This window comes from Streptomyces sp. NPDC001231 (assembly GCF_042896885.1).
GTDB lineage: Bacteria > Actinomycetota > Actinomycetes > Streptomycetales > Streptomycetaceae > Streptomyces.
Genome location: NZ_JBIAXS010000005.1, coordinates 162,771 through 186,640 on the forward strand (window position 1 = coordinate 162,771; position 23,870 = coordinate 186,640).

General features: G+C 70.2%; 21 protein-coding genes, 2 tRNA genes and 3 pseudogenes. 14 read left to right on the top strand and 12 right to left on the bottom strand.

The annotated features are described in order from the left end of the window. The first annotated feature begins 256 nt into the window (after positions 1 to 256). Positions 257 to 385: a DLW-39 family protein gene (locus ACFY3J_RS08465; protein WP_003999697.1), complete on the top strand. Its 129-nt coding sequence runs from the start codon at positions 257 to 259 to the stop codon at positions 383 to 385. 238 nt (positions 386 to 623) lie between these two features. Further along, on the top strand, positions 624 to 1,967 hold the full coding sequence (locus tag ACFY3J_RS08470; RefSeq protein ID WP_390840582.1) for a hypothetical protein: 1,344 nt from the start codon (positions 624 to 626) through the stop codon (positions 1,965 to 1,967). Positions 1,968 to 2,023: 56 nt separating this feature from the next. Here the strand turns inward: ACFY3J_RS08470 and ACFY3J_RS08475 are convergent, their stop codons facing one another. Then, on the bottom strand, positions 2,024 to 3,658 hold the full coding sequence (locus ACFY3J_RS08475) for a serine/threonine-protein kinase (protein WP_390840583.1): 1,635 nt from the start codon (positions 3,656 to 3,658) through the stop codon (positions 2,024 to 2,026). Positions 3,659 to 3,732: 74 nt separating this feature from the next. Next, on the bottom strand, positions 3,733 to 4,281 hold the full coding sequence (locus ACFY3J_RS08480) for a helix-turn-helix domain-containing protein (protein WP_384174431.1): 549 nt from the start codon (positions 4,279 to 4,281) through the stop codon (positions 3,733 to 3,735). Positions 4,282 to 4,462: 181 nt separating this feature from the next. Here ACFY3J_RS08480 and ACFY3J_RS08485 point away from each other — a divergent pair. Continuing rightward, positions 4,463 to 4,535 (top strand) — tRNA-Ala (locus ACFY3J_RS08485). A 154-nt stretch (positions 4,536 to 4,689) separates the two neighbouring features. On the opposite strand, the gene ACFY3J_RS08490 is transcribed toward ACFY3J_RS08485, so the two are convergent. Beyond that, positions 4,690 to 4,956 (bottom strand): hypothetical protein, encoded by a 267-nt coding sequence (locus tag ACFY3J_RS08490; RefSeq protein WP_384174434.1) that lies wholly within the window; start codon positions 4,954 to 4,956, stop codon positions 4,690 to 4,692. Between the two features lie 135 nt (positions 4,957 to 5,091). After that, complete coding sequence (locus tag ACFY3J_RS08495) at positions 5,092 to 5,802, bottom strand: DUF5324 family protein (RefSeq protein ID WP_384174435.1); 711 nt, start codon at positions 5,800 to 5,802, stop codon at positions 5,092 to 5,094. 372 nt (positions 5,803 to 6,174) lie between these two features. On the opposite strand from ACFY3J_RS08495, the gene ACFY3J_RS08500 reads away from it, so the two are divergent. After that, positions 6,175 to 6,708: a peptidylprolyl isomerase gene (locus ACFY3J_RS08500; RefSeq protein WP_225076460.1), complete on the top strand. Its 534-nt coding sequence runs from the start codon at positions 6,175 to 6,177 to the stop codon at positions 6,706 to 6,708. A gap of 131 nt (positions 6,709 to 6,839) precedes the next feature. Then, the gene (locus tag ACFY3J_RS08505) at positions 6,840 to 7,766 is read left to right on the top strand and encodes a rhomboid family intramembrane serine protease (RefSeq protein ID WP_384174439.1); all 927 of its coding nucleotides are present in this window, start codon (positions 6,840 to 6,842) and stop codon (positions 7,764 to 7,766) included. 269 nt (positions 7,767 to 8,035) lie between these two features. On the opposite strand, the gene crgA is transcribed toward ACFY3J_RS08505, so the two are convergent. Then, positions 8,036 to 8,290, bottom strand: coding sequence for a cell division protein CrgA (gene crgA / locus ACFY3J_RS08510; RefSeq protein ID WP_225076462.1), 255 nt, complete (start codon positions 8,288 to 8,290; stop codon positions 8,036 to 8,038). Between the two features lie 140 nt (positions 8,291 to 8,430). On the opposite strand from crgA, the gene ACFY3J_RS08515 reads away from it, so the two are divergent. The 6 genes and pseudogenes from ACFY3J_RS08515 to ACFY3J_RS08540 all read left to right on the top strand — a co-directional run bounded on the left by ACFY3J_RS08515 (position 8,431) and on the right by ACFY3J_RS08540 (position 12,217). After that, complete coding sequence (locus tag ACFY3J_RS08515; RefSeq protein WP_384174443.1) at positions 8,431 to 9,207, top strand: DUF881 domain-containing protein; 777 nt, start codon at positions 8,431 to 8,433, stop codon at positions 9,205 to 9,207. Positions 9,208 to 9,248: 41 nt separating this feature from the next. After that, positions 9,249 to 9,371: pseudogene (locus tag ACFY3J_RS08520) on the top strand (class E sortase); the annotation flags it as partial. A 54-nt stretch (positions 9,372 to 9,425) separates the two neighbouring features. Next, positions 9,426 to 9,634, top strand: a pseudogene (locus tag ACFY3J_RS08525) (hypothetical protein). Beyond that, positions 9,631 to 10,269 carry an aminodeoxychorismate/anthranilate synthase component II gene (locus ACFY3J_RS08530; RefSeq protein ID WP_141359834.1) on the top strand — a complete coding sequence of 213 codons (639 nt, stop codon included), beginning with the start codon at positions 9,631 to 9,633 and terminating at the stop codon, positions 10,267 to 10,269. Before ACFY3J_RS08525 ends, ACFY3J_RS08530 begins: the two are co-directional and overlap by 4 nt. Next, positions 10,266 to 11,426, top strand: a complete 1,161-nt coding sequence (locus tag ACFY3J_RS08535; protein WP_384174447.1) for a class E sortase — start codon at positions 10,266 to 10,268, stop codon at positions 11,424 to 11,426. Before ACFY3J_RS08530 ends, ACFY3J_RS08535 begins: the two co-directional genes overlap by 4 nt. A gap of 14 nt (positions 11,427 to 11,440) precedes the next feature. Then, positions 11,441 to 12,217 (top strand): class E sortase, encoded by a 777-nt coding sequence (locus tag ACFY3J_RS08540; protein ID WP_384174450.1) that lies wholly within the window; start codon positions 11,441 to 11,443, stop codon positions 12,215 to 12,217. A 91-nt stretch (positions 12,218 to 12,308) separates the two neighbouring features. Here ACFY3J_RS08540 and pknB read toward each other — a convergent pair whose 3' ends face one another. From pknB to ACFY3J_RS08570, 6 genes are all read right to left on the bottom strand, one after another. Further along, positions 12,309 to 14,288: a Stk1 family PASTA domain-containing Ser/Thr kinase gene (pknB, locus tag ACFY3J_RS08545; RefSeq protein WP_384174454.1), complete on the bottom strand. Its 1,980-nt coding sequence runs from the start codon at positions 14,286 to 14,288 to the stop codon at positions 12,309 to 12,311. A gap of 170 nt (positions 14,289 to 14,458) precedes the next feature. Next, positions 14,459 to 15,943: a peptidoglycan D,D-transpeptidase FtsI family protein gene (locus ACFY3J_RS08550; RefSeq protein WP_384174457.1), complete on the bottom strand. Its 1,485-nt coding sequence runs from the start codon at positions 15,941 to 15,943 to the stop codon at positions 14,459 to 14,461. Beyond that, positions 15,940 to 17,385 carry an FtsW/RodA/SpoVE family cell cycle protein gene (locus ACFY3J_RS08555; protein WP_390840585.1) on the bottom strand — a complete coding sequence of 482 codons (1,446 nt, stop codon included), beginning with the start codon at positions 17,383 to 17,385 and terminating at the stop codon, positions 15,940 to 15,942. Before ACFY3J_RS08555 ends, ACFY3J_RS08550 begins: the two co-directional genes overlap by 4 nt. A 27-nt stretch (positions 17,386 to 17,412) precedes the next feature. Next, positions 17,413 to 18,966 carry a Stp1/IreP family PP2C-type Ser/Thr phosphatase gene (locus tag ACFY3J_RS08560; protein WP_390840586.1) on the bottom strand — a complete coding sequence of 518 codons (1,554 nt, stop codon included), beginning with the start codon at positions 18,964 to 18,966 and terminating at the stop codon, positions 17,413 to 17,415. Positions 18,967 to 19,087: 121 nt separating this feature from the next. Continuing rightward, positions 19,088 to 19,600: an FHA domain-containing protein gene (locus ACFY3J_RS08565; RefSeq protein WP_384174466.1), complete on the bottom strand. Its 513-nt coding sequence runs from the start codon at positions 19,598 to 19,600 to the stop codon at positions 19,088 to 19,090. Between the two features lie 10 nt (positions 19,601 to 19,610). Continuing rightward, on the bottom strand, positions 19,611 to 20,480 hold the full coding sequence (locus ACFY3J_RS08570) for an FhaA domain-containing protein (protein ID WP_384174469.1): 870 nt from the start codon (positions 20,478 to 20,480) through the stop codon (positions 19,611 to 19,613). Between the two features lie 489 nt (positions 20,481 to 20,969). Between ACFY3J_RS08570 and ACFY3J_RS08575 the strand changes: the two genes are divergently transcribed. Next, positions 20,970 to 21,056 (top strand) — tRNA-Leu (locus ACFY3J_RS08575). Between the two features lie 172 nt (positions 21,057 to 21,228). On the opposite strand, the pseudogene ACFY3J_RS08580 reads toward ACFY3J_RS08575, so the two are convergent. After that, a pseudogene (locus ACFY3J_RS08580) lies at positions 21,229 to 21,918 on the bottom strand (carbohydrate-binding protein); the annotation flags it as partial. A gap of 208 nt (positions 21,919 to 22,126) precedes the next feature. Between ACFY3J_RS08580 and ACFY3J_RS08585 the strand changes: the two are divergent. Next, positions 22,127 to 22,975 (top strand): hypothetical protein, encoded by an 849-nt coding sequence (locus ACFY3J_RS08585; protein WP_390840587.1) that lies wholly within the window; start codon positions 22,127 to 22,129, stop codon positions 22,973 to 22,975. A gap of 154 nt (positions 22,976 to 23,129) precedes the next feature. After that, positions 23,130 to 23,459, top strand: coding sequence for a rhodanese-like domain-containing protein (locus tag ACFY3J_RS08590; protein WP_390840631.1), 330 nt, complete (start codon positions 23,130 to 23,132; stop codon positions 23,457 to 23,459). The last annotated feature ends 411 nt before the right edge of the window (positions 23,460 to 23,870 follow it).

The following is a 23,870-nucleotide window of genomic DNA, read 5'->3' on the forward strand; positions in this document are numbered from 1 at the left end:
GTGGCGCAGCGATCTTCGGATGAACACCACTCGGATGGGCGCATGAGTGGTGAAAAGGTGCGAAGCCGGGAGGAGGCTGGCCAAAGTCACCGTCCGTGCGGATGTGGTCACCCTCAGATCGGAGCGGTTTCGACCTCATCTATTGCGCTCACGCGCACGGCAGTTGACAGCCGACGCAGGTCACCGATCGGTATCGGCCGGTGTGTATAGTCGGGCGCCAGAGGTCCCCTACGTCAAGGAAAGACGAGGTCGCGCGGTGAAGAAGCTTCTCCTGGTCGCACTGGCCGCCATCGGCGGGCTCCTCGTGTACCGCCAGATCCAGGCGGATCGCGCCGAGCAGGATCTGTGGACGGAGGCGACTGACTCCGTGCCCACGGGTTCGTGAGCACTGATTCCCGAACTGAGCAGGCCCCGACCGCCGTAGCGGTCGGGGTTTTGTGTTGTGGTCCCCCGAACCGGCTGGGTCGGGCCGGGTCCCGTGTTGCGCGGTCGCGGAGGGTGGGGTAGGCGTCGCTCCTGAGGCCGCTGTTGCGCACGCGCCTGGGGAAAGCGCGGATGGCGTAGCGGCCCTCGGGGCAGGATGGGCGACGTCCGGAGCGACGGAACGCGAGGGGTGGCGCGGCATGGTACGGCGTGGGGCGGGACGGCAGGCGAGGACAGGGCGCCTCCGACGTGACCGGCGCGGCCGGCATCCCTCGCACAAGCCGGCCGGGCGCCTGGGCGCGGCCGCGGCGGCGCTGTGCCTCGCGGCGGCCGTACCCGGCCCGAGCGCGTTCGCGGCCGGTGAACCGGACCCGTACGCCTTCACCGACGGCGCCCGGTCCGTCACCGGAGCCGCGAGCACCACGGACGCCGCACGCCTCGAGCCCGGCAACACCTACAGGAGTTCCCTGCCGGGCAGCGGCAAGCTCTACTACCGCCTCGACCTGGACGCCACCTCCACCGCCTACGTCTCCGTCACGGCGGTGCCCGGAGCCGGCACCACGGTCGCCGCCACCGACGGCCTCAGGATCTCGGTGCAGAGTGCCCAGGGCATCCCCTGTTCCTCGCAGGCCGCTCGCTTCGGCCCGAGCCGCAGTCCGCACCCCATCGCCGCGTGGGGAGCGCGCGAGGCCTCCTCCGGGCGCAGCCTGTGCCAGGGCGCCGGTGCGTACTACGTGCTCGTCGAACGCGTCGGCGCCAAGGGATCCTCGTCCGACGCCTGGCCCCTGGAACTCGCCGCCGTCTCGGAACCGCCGCTGAAACGCACCGGGGCCACCGGCGCGCCCGAGGCCTGGAACTCAGCCTCGCCCGAACCGGTCACCAGCCAGGCGGTCGAACGGGCCGGCGGCGCCGGGTTCGCCGCGGCGAGCACGGTCGGGCAAGGCGTCTGGCGGACCCGGATCAGGCCCGGCCAGACGCTCTTCTACAAGGTCCCGGTCGACTGGGGACAGCAGCCGAACGCCATCGTCGAGCTGGGCAGTTCCAGCGGCGGCAGCGGCTACGTGAGCGGAGCGCTGACCCTGTCGCTCTACAACCCGGTACGCGGATACGTCGAGGAGGCGTACGCCGGATACACCGGCCGGCAGACGTCCGCCACCCTCGCTCCTCTGCCGCCCGTCGCCCACGCCAACCGCCACGGCTTCGCCGACCAGGTCAAGGGGATGCGGTTCGCCGGCCTCCACTACCTGGTCGTGCACCTCGCCGCTCAGACCGCCGACTCCTTCGGCGAGGGGCCCTACGGACTGATCCTGCGTGTGCGGGTGGACGGCGCGGCACAGCCGGGACCGGACTACGCGGGTCGGTCCGAGCCCGGCCGGCTCTTCGAGGTCACCGCTCACGACCGGGCCGCGGCGACTCCGGCCGGGGCGGACGGCTCTTCGGCACTCCGGGCGCTCGCCGTCGGCGGGATCGGCGCGGGAACGGTCCTGCTGGCCGTCCTCGGAGTGTGGACCGTGCTTGCCCGGCGCAGGGCCGAAGCCCGGTAGGGCGGCGGGAGGGGATAGGGGGACCGGGACCCGGCCGGGATCGGCCCCGGCGGGCCTCACAGACGGCTCAGTGCCCAGAAACCGACGGCGTAGCAGGCCAGCGCGAGGAGCAGGAGCGGGACCGCCACCGCCGCGGGTGGGCCGGGGCGGCGCGGGCGCCCGGCACGGTGGCGTGAGATTCCCCGCGCCGGAACGGGAACCTGCGGGGACTGGGCGGTGTACGAAGCAGTAGAGACATCAGCACGCTGCCGTGGATCGGGGGAGGACAGCACATGGGTGGGGTCGTGAGGGGAGACGTGGACCATGGGCTGGGCCGCGGGCTGGACCGAGGGTTGGACCGGGGGTTGGGTCGCGGGCTGGACCACGGGTTCGAGCGGCACGCCGCCGGAGGGCGGGGCGGCCGGTGCCGGGGGGACGGCTTGCGGAGGCGTGGCGGGGGGTGGCACAGCCTGCGGGGGAGCGGCCTGGTGCCGTGGGACTTCCCGCTCCGGGGCGGCGGTCCGGGGCGGCGGCAGGTGGAAGCTGCCTGTGTCGGACATGGTGGAGGGCTGGGGCGGTCCGGTCGACAAGCCGCTGCCGTCCGCTCTCGGAGCCGACCCGCTCCCCTCCCGTGGATCGAGACGCGGGTCCGGCACACCCCCGGTACCGGAAGCGGTACGAGAACCGGAAGTCGCGAAGCCGGTACCGGAAGACACGGAGCCGGTATTGGAAGCGGCGGTACCGGTACTGGCACCGGGAACCACAGACCCGGTGGCCGAACCGGCGGAGGCGGACGCGGCCGTACGCCCGACCGTCACCCCAGGGCTCCGGGTGAGCGGTCCCTCGTGTCCGAACCCCGGTGGCAGCGGGCCGAGTTGGTCGAAGATCTCGATCAGCTCGTCGTCGGGGCCCGGCTCCGGCAGCAGCTCGGCGCACGCGACGAGGGCCTTGCGCGCACCCGTCGCGGTACGGAACCTGGCCTGCGGATCGGGTTGCAGCAAGGTGGCCACGACCTGCCACAGCGGCTCGGGAACACCCTTGGGCGCACCGGGAGTTCCATGCTCCGCGAAGTACTCCACGAGTGCCCTGGCGTCCGGCTTGGCGCCCTGGAGCAGATAGAGGGCGACCAGACCGGTGGCGAACAGGTCGGCGGGGAAGTCCGGTTCGGCTCCCATCATCTGCTCGGGAGCGAGGTACCCCGGTGTTCCTACCACCAGGTTGGTCTCCGTCAGCCGCGGTTCGCCCAACCGCATCGCGATACCGAAGTCCGACAGCCGCAGCCTGGGCCGGCTGGTCCCGGTGGCCTCCAGCAGGATGTTCGCGGGCTTGATGTCGCGGTGCACGACACCTTCCGCGTGCACCGCGGCGAGGCCGGACAGCAACTGGTCGAGCAGGGTGCAGACGAACGCCGGGGGCAGCGGGCCGTAGTCCCCGACCAGGTGGACGAGCGAGCCGCCGGCCACCAGGTCCATCGTGAACAGGACCTTGTCGTCGTCAGCGGCCCAGCTGGCCGGTGCGAGCACATGGGGGTGATCGATCCTCAGCGCTTGCTCACGCACGAAGCGCAGCAGGGAGTGCGCGTCGCGCTGCTGAAGGACCTTGGCGGCCACGTACCGGCGGCGGCGGTGGTCCCAGGCCCGCCAGACGGCGCCGACTCCCCCGCGTCCGACCGGGTCGGCCAGCTCGTACCGGCCGGCGAAGACCTCACCCATGGCTGTGCGTCGCTCCTCCCCCTGCGGTTGTCCCCCTCGCACTCCCCTCGACGCGCGATACGACCCCCGCGGCGTCAGTTCTGGTGGGACTGGTAGTGCGCGACCGCGTCCGAGGTGCGGCCGGCGCCGTACACCCGGAGGAATTCCGCCAGTTCGGGGTGGGTCGGGGCGAGGGTGTTCGCGGCCTCGATGATGTCACCGGCCGCCGCGACCGAGCGGAGCAGCGACTGGATCTCGCGGACCACCCGCTTGACCGTCGGCGCCCCTGAAGTGCTCGTCGTCTGCGTGGTGTTGCTGAGCACCGAGCCGCCCTGCGACCGCTTGATCTCCTCCATGCGCCCGGTCGCCTCGGCCGCGCTGACGCTGCCGTCCGCCACCTGGCCCGCCAGGTCCTGGAGCAGCTGCACCCGCTGGACCACCGCGGGGTTGCCGATCTTCGCGCGCTGGCCGCTCATCAGCTGCGACAGCATCGGGGCGGACAGTCCCAGTACCCCTGCCAGCCGGGCCTGGTTGAGCCCGAGGTCGTCTATGAGCTTGCGGAAGAGCGCCCCCAACGGCTCCCCGTACCAGTTCCGCTGCAGTTCCCGCGCTCTTGCGGTGGCTTCCTGCTGTGCGGCGTCCATTGCGTCTCCCCATCGCTTCCCCAAGTACCGCGGTTCGCTGTAGCGAACCACGCGGAGCATCTTACGGAGAGTGGTCGGCCGCGGGGAGCCCCAATCTTTTTGCGAGATCCGGGGGGTGACCCGGTACTCTGGTCTGCGGCACCGACCGGTGAGCGGATCTTCCGGCCGGATGCTCTCGTCCGGGGCCTTAGCTCAGTTGGTAGAGCGCTGTCTTTGCATGGCAGATGTCAGGGGTTCGACTCCCCTAGGCTCCACCGGTGAAATGCCCTCTGACCTGTGGAAACGCGGTGTCGGGGGGCGTTTTTCGTGCGCATGCGGTACGCCCGGGCAGGCCGTCGGCGTGTGTGCGCTTGTCCGTCCGCCTCCGGAACGCGCCCCGATGGATGCTTCCGAGGAGGGGTCCCTCGGCTACGCCGGGAGTTCTTCTACGTAGCGCTTCGCGAGGAAGAGCGGGACGTACGGGTAGGTCTGACGTACCACCTTGATGGCGACGACGTCGCCCTGTTCCCTGCGCACCCGCTGGATCTTCTCCTCGTCGACCTGGCCCCGGAACCCTTCGAAGGATCCATAGCGCTCCCAGTAAGCCTTCTTGCGCTTTCTCGGGGCACGGTCGCCGGCGACTGCTGACGCCACTGTGACGCCGATGGCAACGGTTGCCGTGATTCCATCGAGCATGGTCCCCCTTCACCCCTTGTTGGTGCCCCAGGGAACCTCAACCCACCCGCTCGCGGTCCGGGAACCACGTGCACGCGCAAAAGCCCGCCTGACCTGTGGAAACATCGGTCGGGCGGGCTCTTTTGCCGCTGGCGGTCAGCCCTGTTCGTCGCGGTCCGCCGCCTCCTCGGCCTCCTTCGCCCGGACCTCGGGGTCCAGCACGGACTGGCCGGTGCCGTCCACGGACGTCAGCCGGCCCGAATCGGGTACATCGGTCGCGGCCGGCGGTTCCACCAGCCAGTCGGGGTTGGCCTGCTTGTCCCACCACTTCCAGGCGGCGAAGGCACCGCCGGCGAGCGCGCCCGCCAGCGTGAGCAGTTTCACGACGCGCCCGGCCCGCGCCCGCCGCTGCTGTGTGCGGGCCAGCTTCTGGATCTTCCGGGCCGGGACCTGACCGCGCAGCGCCACCAGCGCGGCGGCACCGCGCGCGGCGGCCTCGTCCGCGACCGGCCCCGCCGCGGCCATCGCCTGCTCGATCCGCGGCCGGGAGTACTCGGCGGCCTGCCGCGCGGCCCGGCGCGTCCGCTCGACGGCCTCCTGGGCGGCCTGGTCGACCTTGGGCGGCACATGGGCCATGGCCTGCGTACGGGCTTGCTCCAGCCGGGGTGCGACATAGGCGCCGTACTGGACGCGGGCCTGGTCGGCGGCCAGCGTCACCTTCGGCGCGAGCCGTACGCGTGCCTCGTGTGCGTAGTGCGCGGCCCTGTCCCTGGCCGTGTCGGCGTAGGGCGCCACCACTTCCGCGGCGTGCAGCACGCTGTCCCTCGCCGAGCCGGTCGCGGCGCGCACGCTGTCGATGCGGGTCACGGGTTCCTCCTCCTCGGTGGCGTACGGTAATTCGACTTTCCACCCTTTTACGGATCATGCCTGCCAACGGGCCCGGCGGCATGTGCGAACGGGCATCCGGGTCACGGGTGACGACCGCGGTCACCGCGGTGGCCCTGCCGATCGGGAGTCCGCCGGGAGACGATCACGTGCGATAGGGGATGAATACGGAGCAACATGAGCTTGTCGTCGACAATGCCACGGATCGCCGTGCCGCGCTCCCGTCCGGGAGGACTCGCCCGGTTTTCCGCAACCGAATCCGGCGGATCTCCCCTGGGAAGCGACCGCTGGGCGACGCACGGCGCGGGCCGTGCGAGGATCGGGGAGTCACAGGAAGACAACGGAAGGCAGATCGTGGCTGAGCAGCTCTACGCCACCCTGAAGACCAACCACGGCGACATCGAGGTCCGGCTCCTGCCGAACCACGCTCCCGAGACGGTCCGGAACTTTGTCGAACTCGCCAAGGGCGAGCGCGAGTGGACCCACCCCGCCACCGGCGAGAAGTCCTCGGCGAAGCTCTACGACGGCACGGTCTTCCACCGGGTGATCAGCGGTTTCATGATCCAGGGCGGTGACCCGCTGGGCAACGGCACCGGCGGTCCCGGCTACCAGTTCAAGGACGAGTTCCACCCGGACCTCTCCTTCGACAAGCCCTACCTGCTGGCGATGGCCAACGCGGGCCCGGGCACCAATGGCTCGCAGTTCTTCATCACCGTCGCCCCGACGTCCTGGCTGAACCGCAAGCACACCATCTTCGGCGAGGTCACCGACGCGGCCAGCCAGAAGGTCGTGGACTCCATCGCGACCGCGCAGACCAACCCGCGCACCGACCGCCCGGTCAACGACGTCGTCATCGAGTCGGTCGTCGTCGAGACCCGCGAAGGCTGAGTGAAGGGCCCGTCCCGACACCTCCCCCAGGGAACCAAACGCCCCGCTTGTCCGTAAGGATGGGCGGGGCGGTGCATTGCCCACGAGCAGCCGCAGCCGTGCTCCGCGCAGGACGAATCGAGGGGAACCCCATGGACCAGGCACCAGGCAGCCCGCAGGGCCCGGCGGGCCAGGACCCGGCGGACCACGGCCCGCCGGACGCCCACCGCCTGCCCACCTGCTACCGCCATCCGGGCCGCGAGACCGGTATCCGCTGCGCCCGCTGCGACCGGGCGATCTGTCCCGAGTGCATGGTCGACGCCTCCGTGGGCTTCCAGTGCCCGGACTGCGTCCGCGGCGGCTCCGGCACCGGCCACCCGCCCGCCGCGTCGCGGCCCCGCACGCTGGCCGGCGGCACCATGACCGCCGACCCCCGCCTGCTCACCAAGATCCTCATCGGGATCAACATCGCGGTGTTCATCGCGGTCAGCGTCGACTCCTCACTCCTCGGGGACCTGTTCCTGATCGGCGCCTGGCCGCCGGCTCCCTTCACCCCCACCGCGGGTGTCGCGGACGGCGAGTGGTACCGCCTGGTGACCTCGATGTTCACGCACCAGGAGATCTGGCACATCGGCTTCAACATGCTGAGCCTGTGGTGGCTGGGCGGCCCCCTGGAGGCGGCCCTGGGCCGGCTGCGCTATCTGTCGCTGTACTTCGTCTCCGGGCTCGCGGGCGGAGCGCTGACGTACCTGCTCGCCTCGCCCAGCCAGGCCACGCTCGGCGCCTCGGGCGCCATCTTCGGACTGTTCGGCGCCACCGCGGTGCTGATGCGCCGGCTCAACTACGACATGCGGCCGATCATCGTCCTGCTGGTGATCAACCTGATCTTCACCTTCTCCCCGGGCTTCCACATCGCCTGGCAGGCGCACATCGGCGGTCTGGTGGCCGGTGTGGTGGTGGGGTACGCGATGGTGCACGCCCCACGTGAGCGGCGGGACCTGGTGCAGTACGGCACCTGTGCGCTGGTGCTGGTGGTCGTCGTCGTGTTGACGCTGCTCAGAACGGTTCAGCTCACCTGAGAGCGCCTGTTGTCCACAGCTGGTGTCCGATCTTGTGCATAGCGTGCGGGAACACGTGTGCCCCCTGCCGTCGACCTGCGTTGTCGCAGGTCAGGCAGGGGGCGTACGCACTCTGGATGAGCGGTGTGACAGTCGCACCGGTGTCAATGGCGCGCTGGTTATCCACAGATCATCAGCGTTTTCCCCAGGCCGCATGTGGAAATTCCTCCGGCCTGTGGATAACTCAGCGGATACCCGTGGGCAGAGCTGTGTTCACCGGGAGGACGAGGTCACTTCCACTGCGTGGAGACGGCGAATCCGGCCGCGATGAAGCCGAAGCCCACGACGATGTTCGCGTTGCCCAGGGCGTCGATGGGCAGGGAGCCGTCGGTCACATAGAAGACGACGATCCAGGCCAGGCCGATGAGGAAGAGCGCCAGCATGACGGGCGCCACCCAGCCGCGGCCCTCGAGCTTGATACTCGCGGCCTGCTTGGCGGGCGGCGGCGTGTAGTCGGCCTTCTTGCGGATACGTGACTTCGGCACGAGGGTCTCTCCTGTCGATGCGCTGGTGGCCGCGCAGGGAACTGGGCTGGCTCCGGGGCAGCGTACAAGGGCACACTGAGCACTCCCCCGGACGTCCGTTAGCGTAGTGCTTCCGCGGCGCCGAAGGAGATAAGGGTACGTTGAGCAATTCTGCCGACTTCCCGGGGACGGGTGCCGGCCCGGACCGCACGCGCCGCCCGAGGCCCGTGCGGATCATGACCGTGGCCGTCTTCGCCCTCGCCGGGTTGATCTTCTTCACCAGTTTCAACACGGCCAAGGGCACCAACATCCGCACGGACACGTCCCTTCTGAAGCTGTCCGACCTCATCCAGGAGCGCAGCCGGAAGAACAAGGAGCTGGACGAGTCCAACGCCGCCCTGCGCGACGACATCGAGTCCCTCGCCGCGCGCGACGACGGCGGCAAACCCCAGGACGGCAGGCTGACCGGCCTGGAGAAGAGCGCGGGCACCCAGAAGCTCACGGGCAAGGCGATCACGGTCACGCTCAACGACGCCCCGCCCGACGCCACCGCGAAGCTCCCCGGCTACCCCGAGCCGCAGCCCGACTACCTGGTGATCCACCAGCAGGATCTCCAGGCCGTGGTCAACGCGCTGTGGAAGGGCGGTGCCCAGGGCATCAAGGTGATGGACCAGCGGCTGATCTCCACCAGCGCGGTGCGCTGCGTGGGCAACACGCTGATCCTCCAGGGCCGCGTCTACTCGCCGCCGTACAAGATCACGGCGGTCGGTGATCCGGGCAAGCTCCAGAAGGCGCTCGCGGACTCCCCGGCGATCCAGAACTACATGGTGTACGTCAACGTCTACGGCCTCGGCTGGAAGGTCACCGACGACGGAACGGTGACGCTGCCCGGCTACTCCGGCACGGTGGACCTGCAGCACGCGCAGCCCGCGCAGTAGGCACGGACGCCAGGACGCCGGCACCCCGGTGCGGGCGCCCTGGCGCCGTACTGGTGAACGGAACGGCCTGGTTCGCGTATCGGATCGACAAAGGGCCGTACAAAACCGTGTCCGCGATCGTTGAGGTGATCGACGCTGTGCCACGTACGTCCGGTCGCACGCGGTTTTCGCACAGCTCGCGGAGGCCGGGAAACCTCGGGCGCCGCGCCGTTAGTCTGGTGGCGCACGGCGTGAGTCTGGTGCCGTGGGAGACGGAAGGGACGGCATGTACGGCTGGATCTGGCGGCATCTGCCGGGGAACGCGTGGGTGAAGGCGCTGATCTCACTGGTGCTGGTCCTGGCCGTGGTCTACGCCCTGTTCCAGTACGTCTTCCCGTGGGCCGAACCGCTGCTTCCCTTCAACGATGTGACGGTGGACAACCAGTGAGTGCGCGGATTCTCGTCGTCGACAACTACGACAGCTTCGTCTTCAACCTGGTCCAGTACCTGTACCAGCTGGGGGCCGAGTGCGAGGTGCTGCGCAACGACGAGGTGTCGACGGCGCACGCACAGGACGGCTTCGACGGCGTGCTGCTCTCGCCGGGACCGGGCACGCCCGAGCAGGCCGGCATCTGCGTGGAGATGGTCCGGCACTGCGCCGCGACCGGTGTTCCCGTGTTCGGTGTGTGCCTGGGCATGCAGTCGATGCAGGTGGCCTACGGCGGTGTGGTGGACCGCGCGCCCGAGCTGCTGCACGGCAAGACCTCGCTGGTGGAGCACGAGGGCACGGGCGTCTTCGCGGGCCTGCCCTCCCCCTTCACGGCGACCCGCTACCACTCCCTGGCCGCCGAGCCGGCGACCGTGCCCGACGAGCTGGTGGTCACGGCACGCACGCACGACGGCATCATCATGGGCCTGCGGCACCGTGAACTTCCCGTCGAGGGCGTGCAGTTCCATCCCGAGTCGGTGCTGACCGAGCACGGGCACCGGATGCTGGCCAACTGGCTGGCGGAGTGCGGCGACAAGGAGGCCGTGGCGAGGTCGGCGGGGCTCGCCCCGGTGGTGGGCAGGGCCACGGCGTGACCGCGCTGCGCCCCGAGCGCGACACGGACACCTCGTACGGGCCGCAGTCGTACGGGGGGCCGGACGCGTTCGAGGAGTGGTACGGCGGCGGGGCGCAGGGCACGCCCCAGGACCCCTACGCGGCGTCCTACGGCTCTCCTGGGGCGGCGCCTCAGCAGAACGCCACCCAGCAGCACGCGGCGCCTCAGCAGAGCGCGGCGGGGGTGCCGTACGGGCCCGCGGGTGACGCGACGGCGTATCTGCCTCCCGTCGACGACGAGACGATGGCGCTGCGGATCCCGGATCCGCCGCCTGGCGCGTCTTCCGCCGAGCGGGCCCCCGCACCCCCACCGGGTGGACGCGCGGCCCGCAGAAAGGCCGCCAGGCGCCGTCACGGCCGTGGTGGGGCCGCGGCGGGCGTGCCGTCGGAGGAGGACAGCCCGGCCGACCGGGTGTCCGCGCCGCTGTCCCGCGTGGAGGCGCGCCGGCAGGCGCGGGCACGCAGGGCGAGCCCGGCCGTGATCGCCAGCCGGGTCATCGGCGAGATGTTCATCACCACCGGTGTGGTGATGCTGCTCTTCGTCACCTACCAGTTGTGGTGGACGAACGTCCGGGCGCACGCGCAGGCGGGCAGTGAGGCAAACCAGTTGCAGGACGACTGGGCGACCGGCAAGCGCAATCCCGGGACGTTCGAGCCGGGGCAGGGATTCGCCCTCCTGCACATCCCGAAGCTGGACGTGGTGGTGCCCATCGCGGAGGGCATCAGCAAGCCGAAGGTGCTGGACAAGGGCATGGTCGGGCACTACGGGCAGGGCGACCTCAACACGGCCATGCCGGACGCGAAGACGGGCAACTTCGGGCTCGCGGGCCACCGCAACACGCACGGTGAGCCGTTCCGGTACATCAACAAGCTCTCGCCGGGCGACGCCATCGTCGTGGAGACGCAGGACACCTACTTCGTCTACAAGATGGCGTCGATACTGCCGGTGACCTCGCCGGCCAACATCAGTGTCCTCGATCCCGTCCCGAAGGGATCGGGCTTCACCGGGCCCGGCCGCTACATCACGCTGACCACCTGCACACCGGAGTTCACCAGCAAGTACCGGATGATCGTCTGGGGCAAGATGGTCGAGGAACGGCCGCGCAGCAAGGGCAAGCCGGATGCGCTCGTCAGTTAAAGGGCGGATGAACAGTGGCAGCGACCACGGACGACACGGCAGGGCACACCGACGGCCGCGAAGGGCACGGTGACGCGTCGGGCCCCGGCCGGGCGCGGCGCCGCCGGGGCACCGGCCCGCTGGCCCTCGCCGTCAGCGTCTTCGGCGAACTCCTCATCACGGCGGGTCTGGTCCTCGGCCTGTTCGTCGCCTACTCCCTGTGGTGGACGAACGTCCTGGCGGACCGCAAGGCCGGCCAGGAGGGCGGCAAGGTCCGCGACGAGTGGGCCCAGTCCGTGGCCGACGCCCCCGGAGCGCTGGACACCAAGGACGGCATCGGCTTCCTGCACGTGCCGTCCATGCACAACGGCGAGGTCCTGATCAAGAAGGGCACGTCGGCCGAGGTGCTGAACGACGGCGTGGCCGGCTACTACGTGGATCCCGCCAAGGCGACCCTGCCGACGTCCGGCAAGTCCGGCAACTTCACCCTCGCCGCCCACCGGGACGGTCACGGCGCGAAGTTCCACAACATCGACAAGGTGCGGGTGGGCGATCCGGTCGTCTTCGAGACCAAGGACAAGTGGTACGTCTACAAGGTCTACGACATCCTCCCCGAGACGTCGAAGTACAACGTCCAGGTCCTGTCCTCGGTCCCCAAGGAGTCGGGCGTCACGAAGGCCGGCCACTACATCACCCTGACGACCTGCACACCGGTGTACACCTCGCGCTACCGCTACGTGGTCTGGGGCGAACTGGTCCGCACGGAGAAGGTGGACGCCAAGCGCACACCGCCGAAGGAACTGACCGGTTGACGGACACCCTCCGGAGGGACGTGCGGTACGACGGAGCCCCGGTTCCCCTCCTGCGAGGGGAACCGGGGCTCTGAGTGTCAGGGGTCGGGGGTCAGCCTCCGAAGAAGCCGCCGTTGTTCCCGTTGCCGTTGTTGCCGCCGCCGCCGAAGGTCGTCAGCGTGATCGGCGTGTTGGGGTCGTCGACCTCTTGGCCCTCGTTCGGTTCCTGCTTGAAGACGAACGCGTTGTCGTCCTGGCTGCTTCCCTCGGCGAACTGGATGTTGGTGAAGCCGTTCTGCGCCAGAACCTGCTTGGCCTCCCCCAGACGCATGCCTTGGACCTTCGGCACCCGCTTCTTCTCCTGCTGCTGCAGCTTGCCGACCTGGATGTCGACGCTGGAGCCCTTGTCGACCTGCTGGTTGGCTTGCGGAACGGTCTGGACGACCTTGCCGTCCTGGTTGGGGTCGTTGGTGGGCACCTCCCTGCAGGTGCCCTTGAGGTTGCTGCCCTGAAGCTGCTGCTGGGCCTCTTCGCAGGTCGCGCCGACGACATTGGGGACAGTCGCCCTCTCGGCCGGCTTGGCGACCGTGAGGGTGATGGTGGAGCCCTTCTCCAGCTCCGTGTCGCCCTCGGGGTCCTGGCTGATGACCACGTCGGGGGTCTGGTCGGACTCCTGGGTCTTCTTCTCGACCGTGAAGCCCTTCTCCTTCAGTTGGGACTGCGCCTTGTCGAATGTCACGCCGCGGACATCGGGAACCGTCACCTTCGGCGCCCCGGTGGACAGCACCAGGTTGATCGTGTCGCCCTTCTTGACCTCGCCGTCCTTGGGGTCCTGTGAGCAGACCTTGCCCTTGGGCTGGTCCTCGCAGGTGTCCTGGGTGAAGGCCACTGCGACGCTGCCGTTCTCGGCCATTTTCTCGGCGGCGACCTTCGTTTGGCCGACGAAGTTGGGCACGGGCACCGTGTCGTTGTTGGCGCCCTTCCCGCCGAAGGCGTACATGCCGATGAAGATCGCGCCGACGAGGACCAGGAGGCCGGCGACGATCAGCAGGATCGTCGAGGTGTTGGACTTCTTCTGACGGCGCCGGTCGGGGCGGTCGTCGTAGCCGAAGCCGCCGTCGTCCGGGTTCATGGGCGGCAGCATCGTCGTCGCGGCCGCGGGGCCGGCGTCGGGGCGCAGCGCGGTGGTCGGCTGGTCGTCGGGGTAGGCGCCGTAGCCGACGGAGCCCATGGCCGCCGTGGCCGCGACCGGCTGGCCGTCGAGGCAGGCCTCGATGTCGGCGCGCATCTCGTCGGCGGACTGGTAGCGGTAGTCGGGGTCCTTGACCAGTGCCCGCATCACGATCGCGTCCATCTCGGGCGTGATCTCGGGATCGAAGACGCTCGGCGGCTGCGCTTCCTCGCGGACGTGCTGGTAGGCCACCGCGACCGGGGAGTCGCCCACGAAGGGCGGGCGGACCGTCAGCAGCTCGTAGAGCAGGCAACCCGTCGAGTACAGGTCCGAGCGCGCGTCGACCTGCTCGCCTTTGGCCTGCTCGGGAGACAGGTACTGGGCGGTGCCGATGACGGCCGCGGTCTGGGTCATGGTCATGCCGGAGTCGCCCATGGCGCGGGCGATGCCGAAGTCCATGACCTTGACCTGGCCGTTGCGGGTCAGCATGACGTTGGCCGGCTTGATGTCGCGGTGGACGATGCCGCTGCGGTGGGCGTACTCCAGGCCCTGGAGGATGCCGATGGTCATCTCCATGGACCGCTCGGGCAGCAGCTTGCGGCCGCTGTGCAGCAGTTCACGGAGCGTGGAGCCGTCGACGTACTCCATCACGATGTACGGGATCGAGACCCCGTCGATGTAGTCCTCGCCCGTGTCGTAGACCGCGACGATCGCGGGATGGTTGAGCGAGGCGGCCGACTGGGCCTCCCGGCGGAACCGGGCCTGGAAGGAAGGGTCGCGCGCCAGGTCGGCGCGCAGCGTCTTCACCGCCACGGTGCGTCCCAGCCGGGTGTCATGCGCGAGGTACACCTCCGCCATGCCACCACGGCCGAGCACATGGCCCAGCTCGTACCGGCCGCCTAGGCGACGCGGCTCTTCCATAGCTACCTACCAGCCCTCTCCGTCGGTCCCGACCGGCACCGCTTGTGCCGCCGGAGGCTGCTGTCCGGGCCTACCGTACCCGGCTCGCTCTGTGTGACCTGGCCAAGCCCGTCACCCGATACAGGACCGGTATCGCAACGTGCACCGATGTGAGGGGGGCGTGACAGGGCTCACTGCCTGGAGTTGATGACCGCCTCCATGACGTTCTTCGCGATGGGCGCCGCGAGGCCGCCACCGGAGATGTCGTCGCGGTTGGCGTTGTTGTCCTCGACCACCACCGCCACGGCGACCGGCGAGCTGCCGTCGGCGAGCTTGGCGTAGGAGATGAACCAGGCGTAAGGCTTCTCGCTGTTGTCGACGCCGTGCTGGGCGGTACCGGTCTTGCCGCCCACCGTGACGCCGTTGATCTGCGCGTTCTTGCCCGTGCCGTCCTTGACGACGGTCTCCATCATCGACTGCAGGATCTGGGCGTTCTGCGAGCTGAGCGGCCGGCTCAGTTCCTGCGGCTGGGTCTGCTCCAGAGTGTCCACGCCGGGAGACTGGAGCTTGTCGACCATGTACGGCTTCATCAGCTTGCCGTCGTTGGCGACGGCGGAGGCGACCATGGCCATCTGGAGCGGGGTGGCGGCGGTGTTGAACTGGCCGATGGAGGACAGCGCGGTCTGCGACTTGTTCATGTCGTTGGAGAACACCGAGGCGTTGGCGCGCACCGGCGTGAACTGCTCGCTGTCGAAGCCGAACTTCTTCGCCTCCTCGAGCATCTTGTCGTTGCCGAGGTCCGCGCCGATCTTGCCGAAGACGGTGTTGCAGGACACCCGCAGCGCCTCGCGCATGGTGGCGTTCCTACAGGGGATGTTGCCCTCGTTCGGCAGCTCGGTGGTGGTGCCGGGCATGGTCCACGGCAGCGGCGAGTCGGTGGCTTCGTCCGCCGACTTGTACAGCCCGTTCTCCAGCGCGGCGGCCGCGGTGACCACCTTGAAGGTGGAGCCCGGCGGGTAGGTCTCGCGCAGTGCCCGGTTCAGCATCGGGTCGTTGGGGTCGGACTTCTTCTGGAGCTTGTTCCAGGCCTTGGCGTCCGCGTCGGAGGTGCCGGCGAACGACGACGGGTCGTAGGACGGGTAGGACGCCAGGGCGAGGATCTTGCCCGTGGAGGGGTCCAGGGCCACCGCCGCGCCCTTGCCGCCGACCTTCTTCAGGCCGTTGAAGGCCGCCTTCTGCGCTGCCGCGTTGAGCGTGGTGACCACGTTGCCGCCCTGCTTGGGCTTGCCCGTGATCATGTCCAGGGTGTTGCGGAAGAAGAGCCGGTCGTCGTTTCCGGTGAGGATGCCGTCCTCGATGCTCTCCAGATGAGTGGCGCCGTAGGCCTGGGAGGTGAACCCGGTCACGGGCGCCCACATCGGGCCGTCCTTGTACGTGCGCTTGTACTTGAGGTCGTTGAGTCCGTTGCTCTTGGTCTCGACCGACCCGGTGACCGGGTTGCCGCCGACGATGATGTCGCCGCGCGGGGTGGCGTAACGCGCGATGGTGACGCGGCGGTTGTGCTTGTCGTTCTTGAGGGTGTCGGCCTTGACGTACTGGATCCAGTTGTCGCGGACGAGCAGCGTGAGGACGAGGAGCCCGCAGAAGATCGCGATTCGGCGCAGGGGCTTGTTCACGGGCGGACCACCTGGGTCATCTCGGCGTCGGGGTTGGAGGCGGGCGCGGGCGCGGGTCTGCGGGCGGTGTCGCTGATCCGGATCAGGATGCCGATCAGGGCCCAGTTGGCGATGACGGAGGAGCCGCCGTACGCCAGGAACGGCATCGTCATACCGGTGAGCGGGATGAGGCCCATCACACCGCCGGCCACGACGAAGACCTGCAGCGCGAAGGCGCCGGACAGGCCGATGGCGAGCAGCTTGCCGAAGGGGTCGCGGGCGGCCAGCGCGGTGCGTACGCCGCGCTCCACGATCAGGCCGTAGATGAGCAGGATCGCCATGAGGCCGGCCAGGCCCAGTTCCTCGCCGAAGGTGGCGAGGATGAAGTCGGAGTTGGCGGCGAACCGGATGAGGTCGGAGTGGCCCTGGCCGAGGCCGGAGCCGAGGGTGCCGCCGGAGCCGAACGCCCACAGCGCCTGCATGGCCTGCTCGGAGTGCATGATGCCGTCCTTGGTCCCGGCCCGGCTCAGCTGGTATTCGCGCATCGGGTCGAGCCAGGCCTGGACGCGCGTCTGGATGTGCGGTTCGAAGGACGCCACGCCGACGGCGCCGGCGGCGGACATCAGCAGACCGAAGACGATCCAGCTGGTCCGCTCGGTGGCGACGTACAGCATGACGACGAACATGCCGAAGAACAGCAGCGAGGTGCCGAGGTCGGTCTCGAAGACCAGGATGAGGATCGAGATCACCCAGACGACCAGGATCGGTCCGAGGTCGCGGCCGCGGGGCAGGTACAGGCCCATGAAGCGGCGGCTGGCCAGGGCGAGCGCGTCCCGCTTCACCATGAGGTAGCCGGCGAAGAAGATGGCGAGCACGATCTTGGCGAACTCACCGGGCTGGATGGAGAATCCGGCGACCGAGATCCAGATCTTGGCGCCGTAGATGTTGGCGCCGAGGCCCGGCACGAGCGGCAGCAGCAGCAGGATCAGCGCGCCGACCATGGAGATGTAGGTGTAGCGCTGAAGGGCGCGATGGTCCTTGAGGAAGATCAGCACCACCACGAACAGGGCGATGCCCAGGGCCGTGTACAGCAGCTGCCGTGGCGCGGCCGTTCCCGCCTGGTTGATGGCCTGGAGCAGTTTCGACTGGTCCAGCCGCCAGATGACGACCAGTCCGAGCCCGTTCAGCAGCGTGGCCAGCGGCAGCAGCAGCGGGTCCGCGTACGGGGCGAACTTGCGGACGACGAGGTGCGCGACGCCGGCCAGCAGACCGAGGCCCAGGCCGTAGCTCAGCAGGCCCGCGGGCACCTGGCTGTTGATGGCCAGGCCCACGTTGGCGTAGGCGAACACCGGGATGGCGACGGCGAAGACCAGCAGCGCCAGCTCGGTGTTGCGGCGGCTGGGCGCGCCGATCGCGCCGATCGTGGACGTGTGGTGCGTCGACGGGTTGGTAGTGCTGCTCATCGTGTGACAGGGCCTCTCACGGCTTGCCTACTGCTTACCGCACAGCGAGACGACCTTCTGCTCTTCCTCCGAGAGAGTGGGGCCGGGGCTGGGAGTGGACGCGGTGGCGGACGTGGACGGGGAGGACGGGGACGTGGTCGTCGACGGGTTCGGCGTCGGCGTCGCCTTGGACGTGAAGGAGGTGCGGGTGGTTCCCGTGGTGCCGGTGGTACCGCCCGCCTGGCCTTCTTGCGTCTTGGCGCCGTTCTTGTCCTCGGCGGTGCGGCGCTGGGTCTCCTTCTTGCACGCGGAGGCCTGCACGGACAGCTCGTCGATCTTCTTCTGGGCGTTGGTCAGACCGCCCTCGGTGATCGTCGCCTTGACCTGCTGCTGCTGATAGGGCGGCAGGTACTTGAGTTCGATCTCGGGGTGGTCCGTGTGGAGCTTCGACAGCTTCAGCCAGGCCAGGTCCTGGCTGATGCCCTGGTACAGCGCGACGTGCTCCTCGTTGGCGCCGACGAAGTACTGCGTCTGCGTCCAGCGGTAGCCGCCGTACAGGCCGCCGCCGAGCACGGCGAGCGCGAGCACGCTGTAGAAGGAGCGCTTGAGCCACCTGCGGTTCTTGCGGGGCTTGACGAAGTCCTCGTCGCCGTAGTCGCCGAAGCCGGCCGCGGGGGCGTAACCGTCGGTGTCGCCGGATCCGGGCGGACCGAACTCGCCGCCACCGCCGCCCTGTCCGGGCACCTGGCGGCCGAGGCCCGAGGCGCGTCCGGCGGGGGTCTGCATGATGCCGTTGTCGTGCAGGTGGTTCTGGTTCTCGGCGACCGCGCCGACCACGACCGGGGTGTCGGACAGCTGTCCGGCGAGGGTGTCGCCGGTGTCCAGGTCCAGGACGTCGGCGACGATGACGGTGATGTTGTCGGGGCCGCCGCCGCGCAGCGCGAACTGGATCAGCTCCTGCACCGTCTCCTGCGGGCCCTGGTAGCCGGCGAGGGTCTCCTCCATCGTCTGGTGGGAGACGACGCCGCTGAGGCCGTCGGAGCAGATCAGGTAGCGGTCGCCGGCGCGCACCTCGCGGATGGACAGGTCGGGCTCGACGTGTTCGCCGCTGCCGAGGGCGCGCATGAGCAGGGCGCGCTGCGGGTGGGTGGTGGCCTCTTCCTCGGTGATGCGTCCCTCGTCGACGAGGCGCTGCACCCAGGTGTGGTCCTGGGTGATCTGCGTCAGCACGCCGTCGCGCAGCAGGTAGGCGCGCGAGTCGCCGACGTGCACCAGGCCGAGTCGCTGGCCGGTCCACAGCAGGGCGGTGAGCGTGGTGCCCATGCCCTCCAGCTGCGGGTCCTCCTCGACCATGGCGCGCAACTGGTCGTTGGCGCGCCGTACGGCGGTGCCGAGCGAGGTGAGGATGTCGGAGCCGGGGATGTCGTCGTCGAGGGCGACGATGGTGGAGATCACCTCGGAGGAGGCGACCTCGCCGGCGGCCTGGCCGCCCATTCCGTCGGCGATCGCGAGCAGGCGGGGACCGGCGTACCCGGAATCCTCGTTGCCCTCGCGGATCATGCCTTTGTGCGATCCGGCGGCGAAGCGCAGTGACAGACTCATGCGCACCTCGCCCGTCGGCTCCGGGTACATCCGCACGGTGCCCACCCTCCGGTCGGGAGCGCGCCGGGGCCCGGGGTGCCGGCCGCCGTTGCGTGCTCGCTCCGCTCGCTCATTAGTCGTATTACTTCCGCAGCTCGATGACGGTCTTGCCGATGCGGATCGGCGCGCCCAGCGGCATTGGTGTGGGGGTCGTCAGCCGGGCCCGGTCCAGGTATGTGCCGTTGGTGGATCCGAGGTCCTCGACGATCCACTGGCCGTCGCGGTCCGGGTAGATCCTGGCATGGCGGCTGGAGGCGTAGTCGTCGTCCAGCACGATCGTGGAATCGTGCGCACGGCCCAGGGTGATGGTCTGGCCCTGCAGCGCGACGGTGGTGCCGGTGAGGATGCCCTCGGTCACCACGAGTTTGGTGGGGGCGTTGCGCCGCTGGCGGCCACCGCCCTGCTGACCGCGCTGCGGCGGTGGCGCCGCCTGGCGGGCGGCCTGCTGCGGCCGGGCTGTCTCCCTGCGGGCCCCCCGCTGGGTGACGCGCGTACCGAACAGGTCGCTGCGGATGACCTGCACGGCCACGATCACGAACAGCCACAGTACGGCCAGGAAACCCAGCCGCATGACCGTGAGGGTCAGCTCTGACATTGCCCCCGCTTCACCCTTCGGCTTGCCGGTAAATGATGGTGGTGCTGCCCACGACGATCCGCGAGCCGTCGCGGAGCGTAGCGCGGGTGGTGTGCTGCCCGTCCACCACGATGCCGTTGGTGGACCCGAGATCCTGGATCGTCGAGGGCGTTCCGGTCCGGATCTCGCAGTGCCGGCGGGAGACGCCGGGGTCGTCGATCCGCACGTCGGCCTCGGTGCTGCGGCCGAGCACGAGTGTCGGGCGGGAGATCTGGTGGCGGGTGCCGTTGATCTCGATCCAGTAGCGGGTGCGGCCGCCGCTCGCCGGGGCCGGCGCGGGCCGCTGGGCGGCGGGCGGCGGGTAGCCGTAGCCGCCGGGGCGGGCGCCGGGCGGCGGCGCGGACGGCATGGGGGGCGCTGCCGAGGGGCCGGCCGCGGGCGGGTAGCCGTACCCGCCCGGTGCGGCGGGGCGGCCGCCCGGGCCGGCCGAGGGTGCCTGGGGCGCCTGGGGAGCCTGCTGGCTGCTGGAGGAGGCGAGCGTACGGCTGCGCACCCGGTACAGGCCGGTGTCCAGGTCCTCCGCCTTCTCCAGGTGGACCTTGATCGGCCCCATGAAGGTGTAGCGCTGCTGCTTCGCGTAGTCGCGCACCATGCCGGCGAGCTCGTCGCCGAGCTGGCCGGAGTAGGGGCTCAGACGCTCGTAGTCGGGCGCGCTGAGCTCCACGATGAAGTCGTTGGGTACGACGGTGCGGTCGCGGTTCCAGATGGTCGCGTTGTTGTCGCACTCGCGCTGGAGCGCACCGGCGATCTCCACGGGCTGGACCTCGGACTTGAAGACCTTGGCGAAGGTGCCGTTGACCAGACCTTCGAGACGCTGCTCGAACTTCTTCAGGACTCCCATGGGGCACCTCCTCCATCGTTGCCGTCGCTGCGGGTCGTGCCGTCGTGCTGCGTGTTGCTTGCCTGGTACTGCTTACTGATCGTATCCACGCGCCGGTGAATCGGCTGGTTCCCCCTGTCGGCCCTGTCGATCGGGTGTCGACGCCTTCCGTGTGCCCGGTGTCGCTCGGTACTTCTGCCCAGGATCGTAGAGGGGGTCGCAGACCAGTGTCCCGCACCCGACTGTGGTCCTCGTCCGGCTCCTGGGCAGACGGGCGTGACCGGTACGAGGTTGATACGTGAACGGGCGCGCTCCGATACGGAAAGAGGGTCTGTCCTGGCGGCGTGGCCCGGGGGCCGGCGGCCTGCCGCGGCGGGTGGACGCGTTGCGGTCGGGGCTGGGCGTCTGCCCTGGGAAAGCGATGTGAATCCACCCTTCGGGGCGTGCTAATGTTCTGCATGTCGGAAGGCGCCAGCCCCCAGAGGGACGGAGCCGGAGGACACACCCAATGCGCGGGTGGCGGAATAGGCAGACGCGCTGGATTCAGGTTCCAGTGCCCGCAAGGGCGTGGGGGTTCAACTCCCCCCTCGCGCACCATGAGATACCGATGGAACGGGTCTCCGCCAGTGACGGAAGTCACGGTGGGGCCCGTTTCTCGTTGTGCCGGCGAGTGTGGGCCATTCCACAACTCGGCCGACGGACAACGACCCCGGCGCGTGAGATACCTCACGCGCCGGGGCCTCTTGTGTGCCGTCGGGGCCGATGGTCGCTCGCGCCGCCTGAGGGCGGGGACGTCCGGCGGTTCCCAGCCGGTCATGGATGTGTGGGCCTGGAGGCAGCGGTAGGCGGCGCCGGCGTACGTGACGCGGTCGCCCGCGGCGCAGGAGCGGCCGGGGGCCCGGCCGCGCAGACGTTCATCAGCGGCCGGGTCGAAGAGGGCGTCGGTGCCGTTGCGCGGCTCGCCGGGGAGGTGCAGCCGGGTGGTGAGCACCGGACGGCCGGGCGCCTGCGCCTTCACGTTGAGGTGCCGGGTGCGGCCGGGGTGGAGGCCCGGCACGATCGTGCTCAGCGCGTACGCGCCGGCGGAGTTCGTGAACTGGTGGCCCCGCTGGGCGTATCCGCCCATGTCGTGGGCGCCGGCGTCGTCGGCCTGCCAGAAGTCGAGCAGGGTGCCGGACAGCGGGACGCAGTTGCGGCCGAAGACATGGCCGTTGACGGTCGGCCGGGGTGTCGGGGTGCCGGGCGTCACCAGGGCGGTGCGCAGTGGTGAGTTCGGCTTGAAGCAGGGGCCTTCTATCTGGTCGTGGGTCCGGCCGTCCCCGTCGTCGCACACGGGCGTCGGCGGAGGGGACCGGTCCGGGGCGGTGGGGCCCTGGGCGGGTGTCATGGCGGTCCTCGGTTTCCTCGAGTCGGGGAAAGCGGGGAAAGCGTGGGGAGAGGGACGGGGCGTGCGTGACATGGAGCGCGCGGTGCGCTGGGCGCGCGGGTCGCGCTCCGGTGGGGGCCGCCGACGACGGTCATCGCGCCGGTCGCGCCCGAGGAGATGTCGTTGCGTCCCCCCTTGCCCGGCGTTGTGGGCGGCCCGGCGGACAGGGGGCGTTGGAGCCGGGGGCACGGTCGTCGCGGCGGTGGGCGGGGCCCGGCCCGTGCGGCGCTAGTCTGGTCGGGTGACGACCCCGGAAGCTGAACAGGGTGACGTCGCCGGGGCGGACCGGGCGACGTCCGAGGGCGCCTCTGCGCGGCCCGAGGAGCGGTTGGAGCGGGCCGTACGGGCCGCCGAACAGGCGCTCATCGACTACGAGATCGCGGTGGAGACCTTCCGGGTGGAGGTCGAGAACTTCGCCCGGCTGCACGAGCAGAGACTCGGACCGCTCTACGCCCGGCTGGAGGAGCTGAAGGCGCTGACGGCCGAGGCCAGGGCCGCGCGCACCGGTGACCCCGAGGACCTGCGCAAGGCGCGGGAGGCACGGGCCGATCTGCAGCCGATCCCCGGGGTCGAGGAGCTGCTGAACGGCTGGATGGACTCCAACGGTCTGTACCCGGAGGCCGTCGCGATGCTCACCGACGAGCCCGTGCGGCCCCCGCAGCGGGTGCGCCCCAGCGAGGAGGCCCGCCGCCTGTACCGCGAGCTGGCCCGCAAGGCTCACCCCGACCTGGCGCAGGAGGACGACGAGCGCAAGCGGCGCGAGGAGTTCCTCACCCGGGTCAACGCCGCCTACGCGCGCGGCGACGAGGACGCGCTGCGGGAGCTGGGCGCGGAGTGGGCGGCCGGCCCGAAGCTCAAGGAGCAGGGGCCGAGCCGCAGCGAGGAGCTCTACGCCCGCCTTGAATGGCTCGCCCGGCGCAAGGAGCTGCTCACGGTGGTCGCCAAGGGGCTGGAGGACGGCGCGATCGCCGGGATGCTTCGGCTGGCCCCCGACGATCCCGACCGCCTCCTCGACGAGATCGCCGAGCAGCTGCGCAAGGAGGTCGCGGAGCGCGAGGCGGAACTGGCCGAGCTGCTGAGCCAGGAGTGACACGCGTGACTTGTGTGGCTCTCCCCGTGTGACCTGCCCGCCCTCGCGTGACCTGCGTCACCCGTGACTGGCCGGGTGCCGGATCCGCGCCGGTCCGGGCCGGAACCCTCCGGTGCGCTTCGGGTAGCGTCGACTCATGCATTTCGGAGCTGGTGTGCCCACGGTCGGGGTCCAGGACCTCGAGGACGGCGACTTCCTGCTGGACGTCCGCGAGGCCGACGAGTGGCGGGCGGGCCACGCCGAGGGGGCGCTGCACATTCCCCTCAGCGAGTTCGTGGCCCGGTACGGCGAACTGACCGAGACGGCGCCCCAGGACGGGCGGGTCCATGTGATCTGCCGCTCCGGCGGGCGGTCGGCGCAGGTCGCGATGTACCTGGTCCAGCAGGGCGTCGACGCGGTGAACGTCGACGGCGGCATGCAGGTGTGGGCCGCCTCGGGGCGGCCCGTCGTGACCGACGAGGGGCGGCCCGGCCAGGTGGTGTGACACCGGGGCGGGGCCCTGTACTCCCCAGTGTCGACATGTACCTGGCGGGGTGTCAGGAGTGCGGTGGCTTGGGAGGATGGGCACGGCCGGACGGCCGACTGATCCCGTGTGCCCGGTCGATTCCATGTTGCGGCGGACCGCCGTAGGGTGGCCCCCTCCGCCGGACGACTGCCGGACGGCCGCCGGACGACTGCCGGTTCAGTCCGGCGCGGCGCCCGGTACGCCCCGGGGATGTGCCCGGAGGGCGGCCCTGAGTACCGTTCCGGTGCGGCGCCGGGAAGCGGTGCGCGCGGGCGGTGCGGGCGCCCCGCGGCCGGGTGGGGGCCGGAGGACGGACCGGGATCGGAAACGGGGCGGGATGAACGCGCACGACGACGACTCGACCGCCTCACGTGCCCCCAGCCGCCCGGG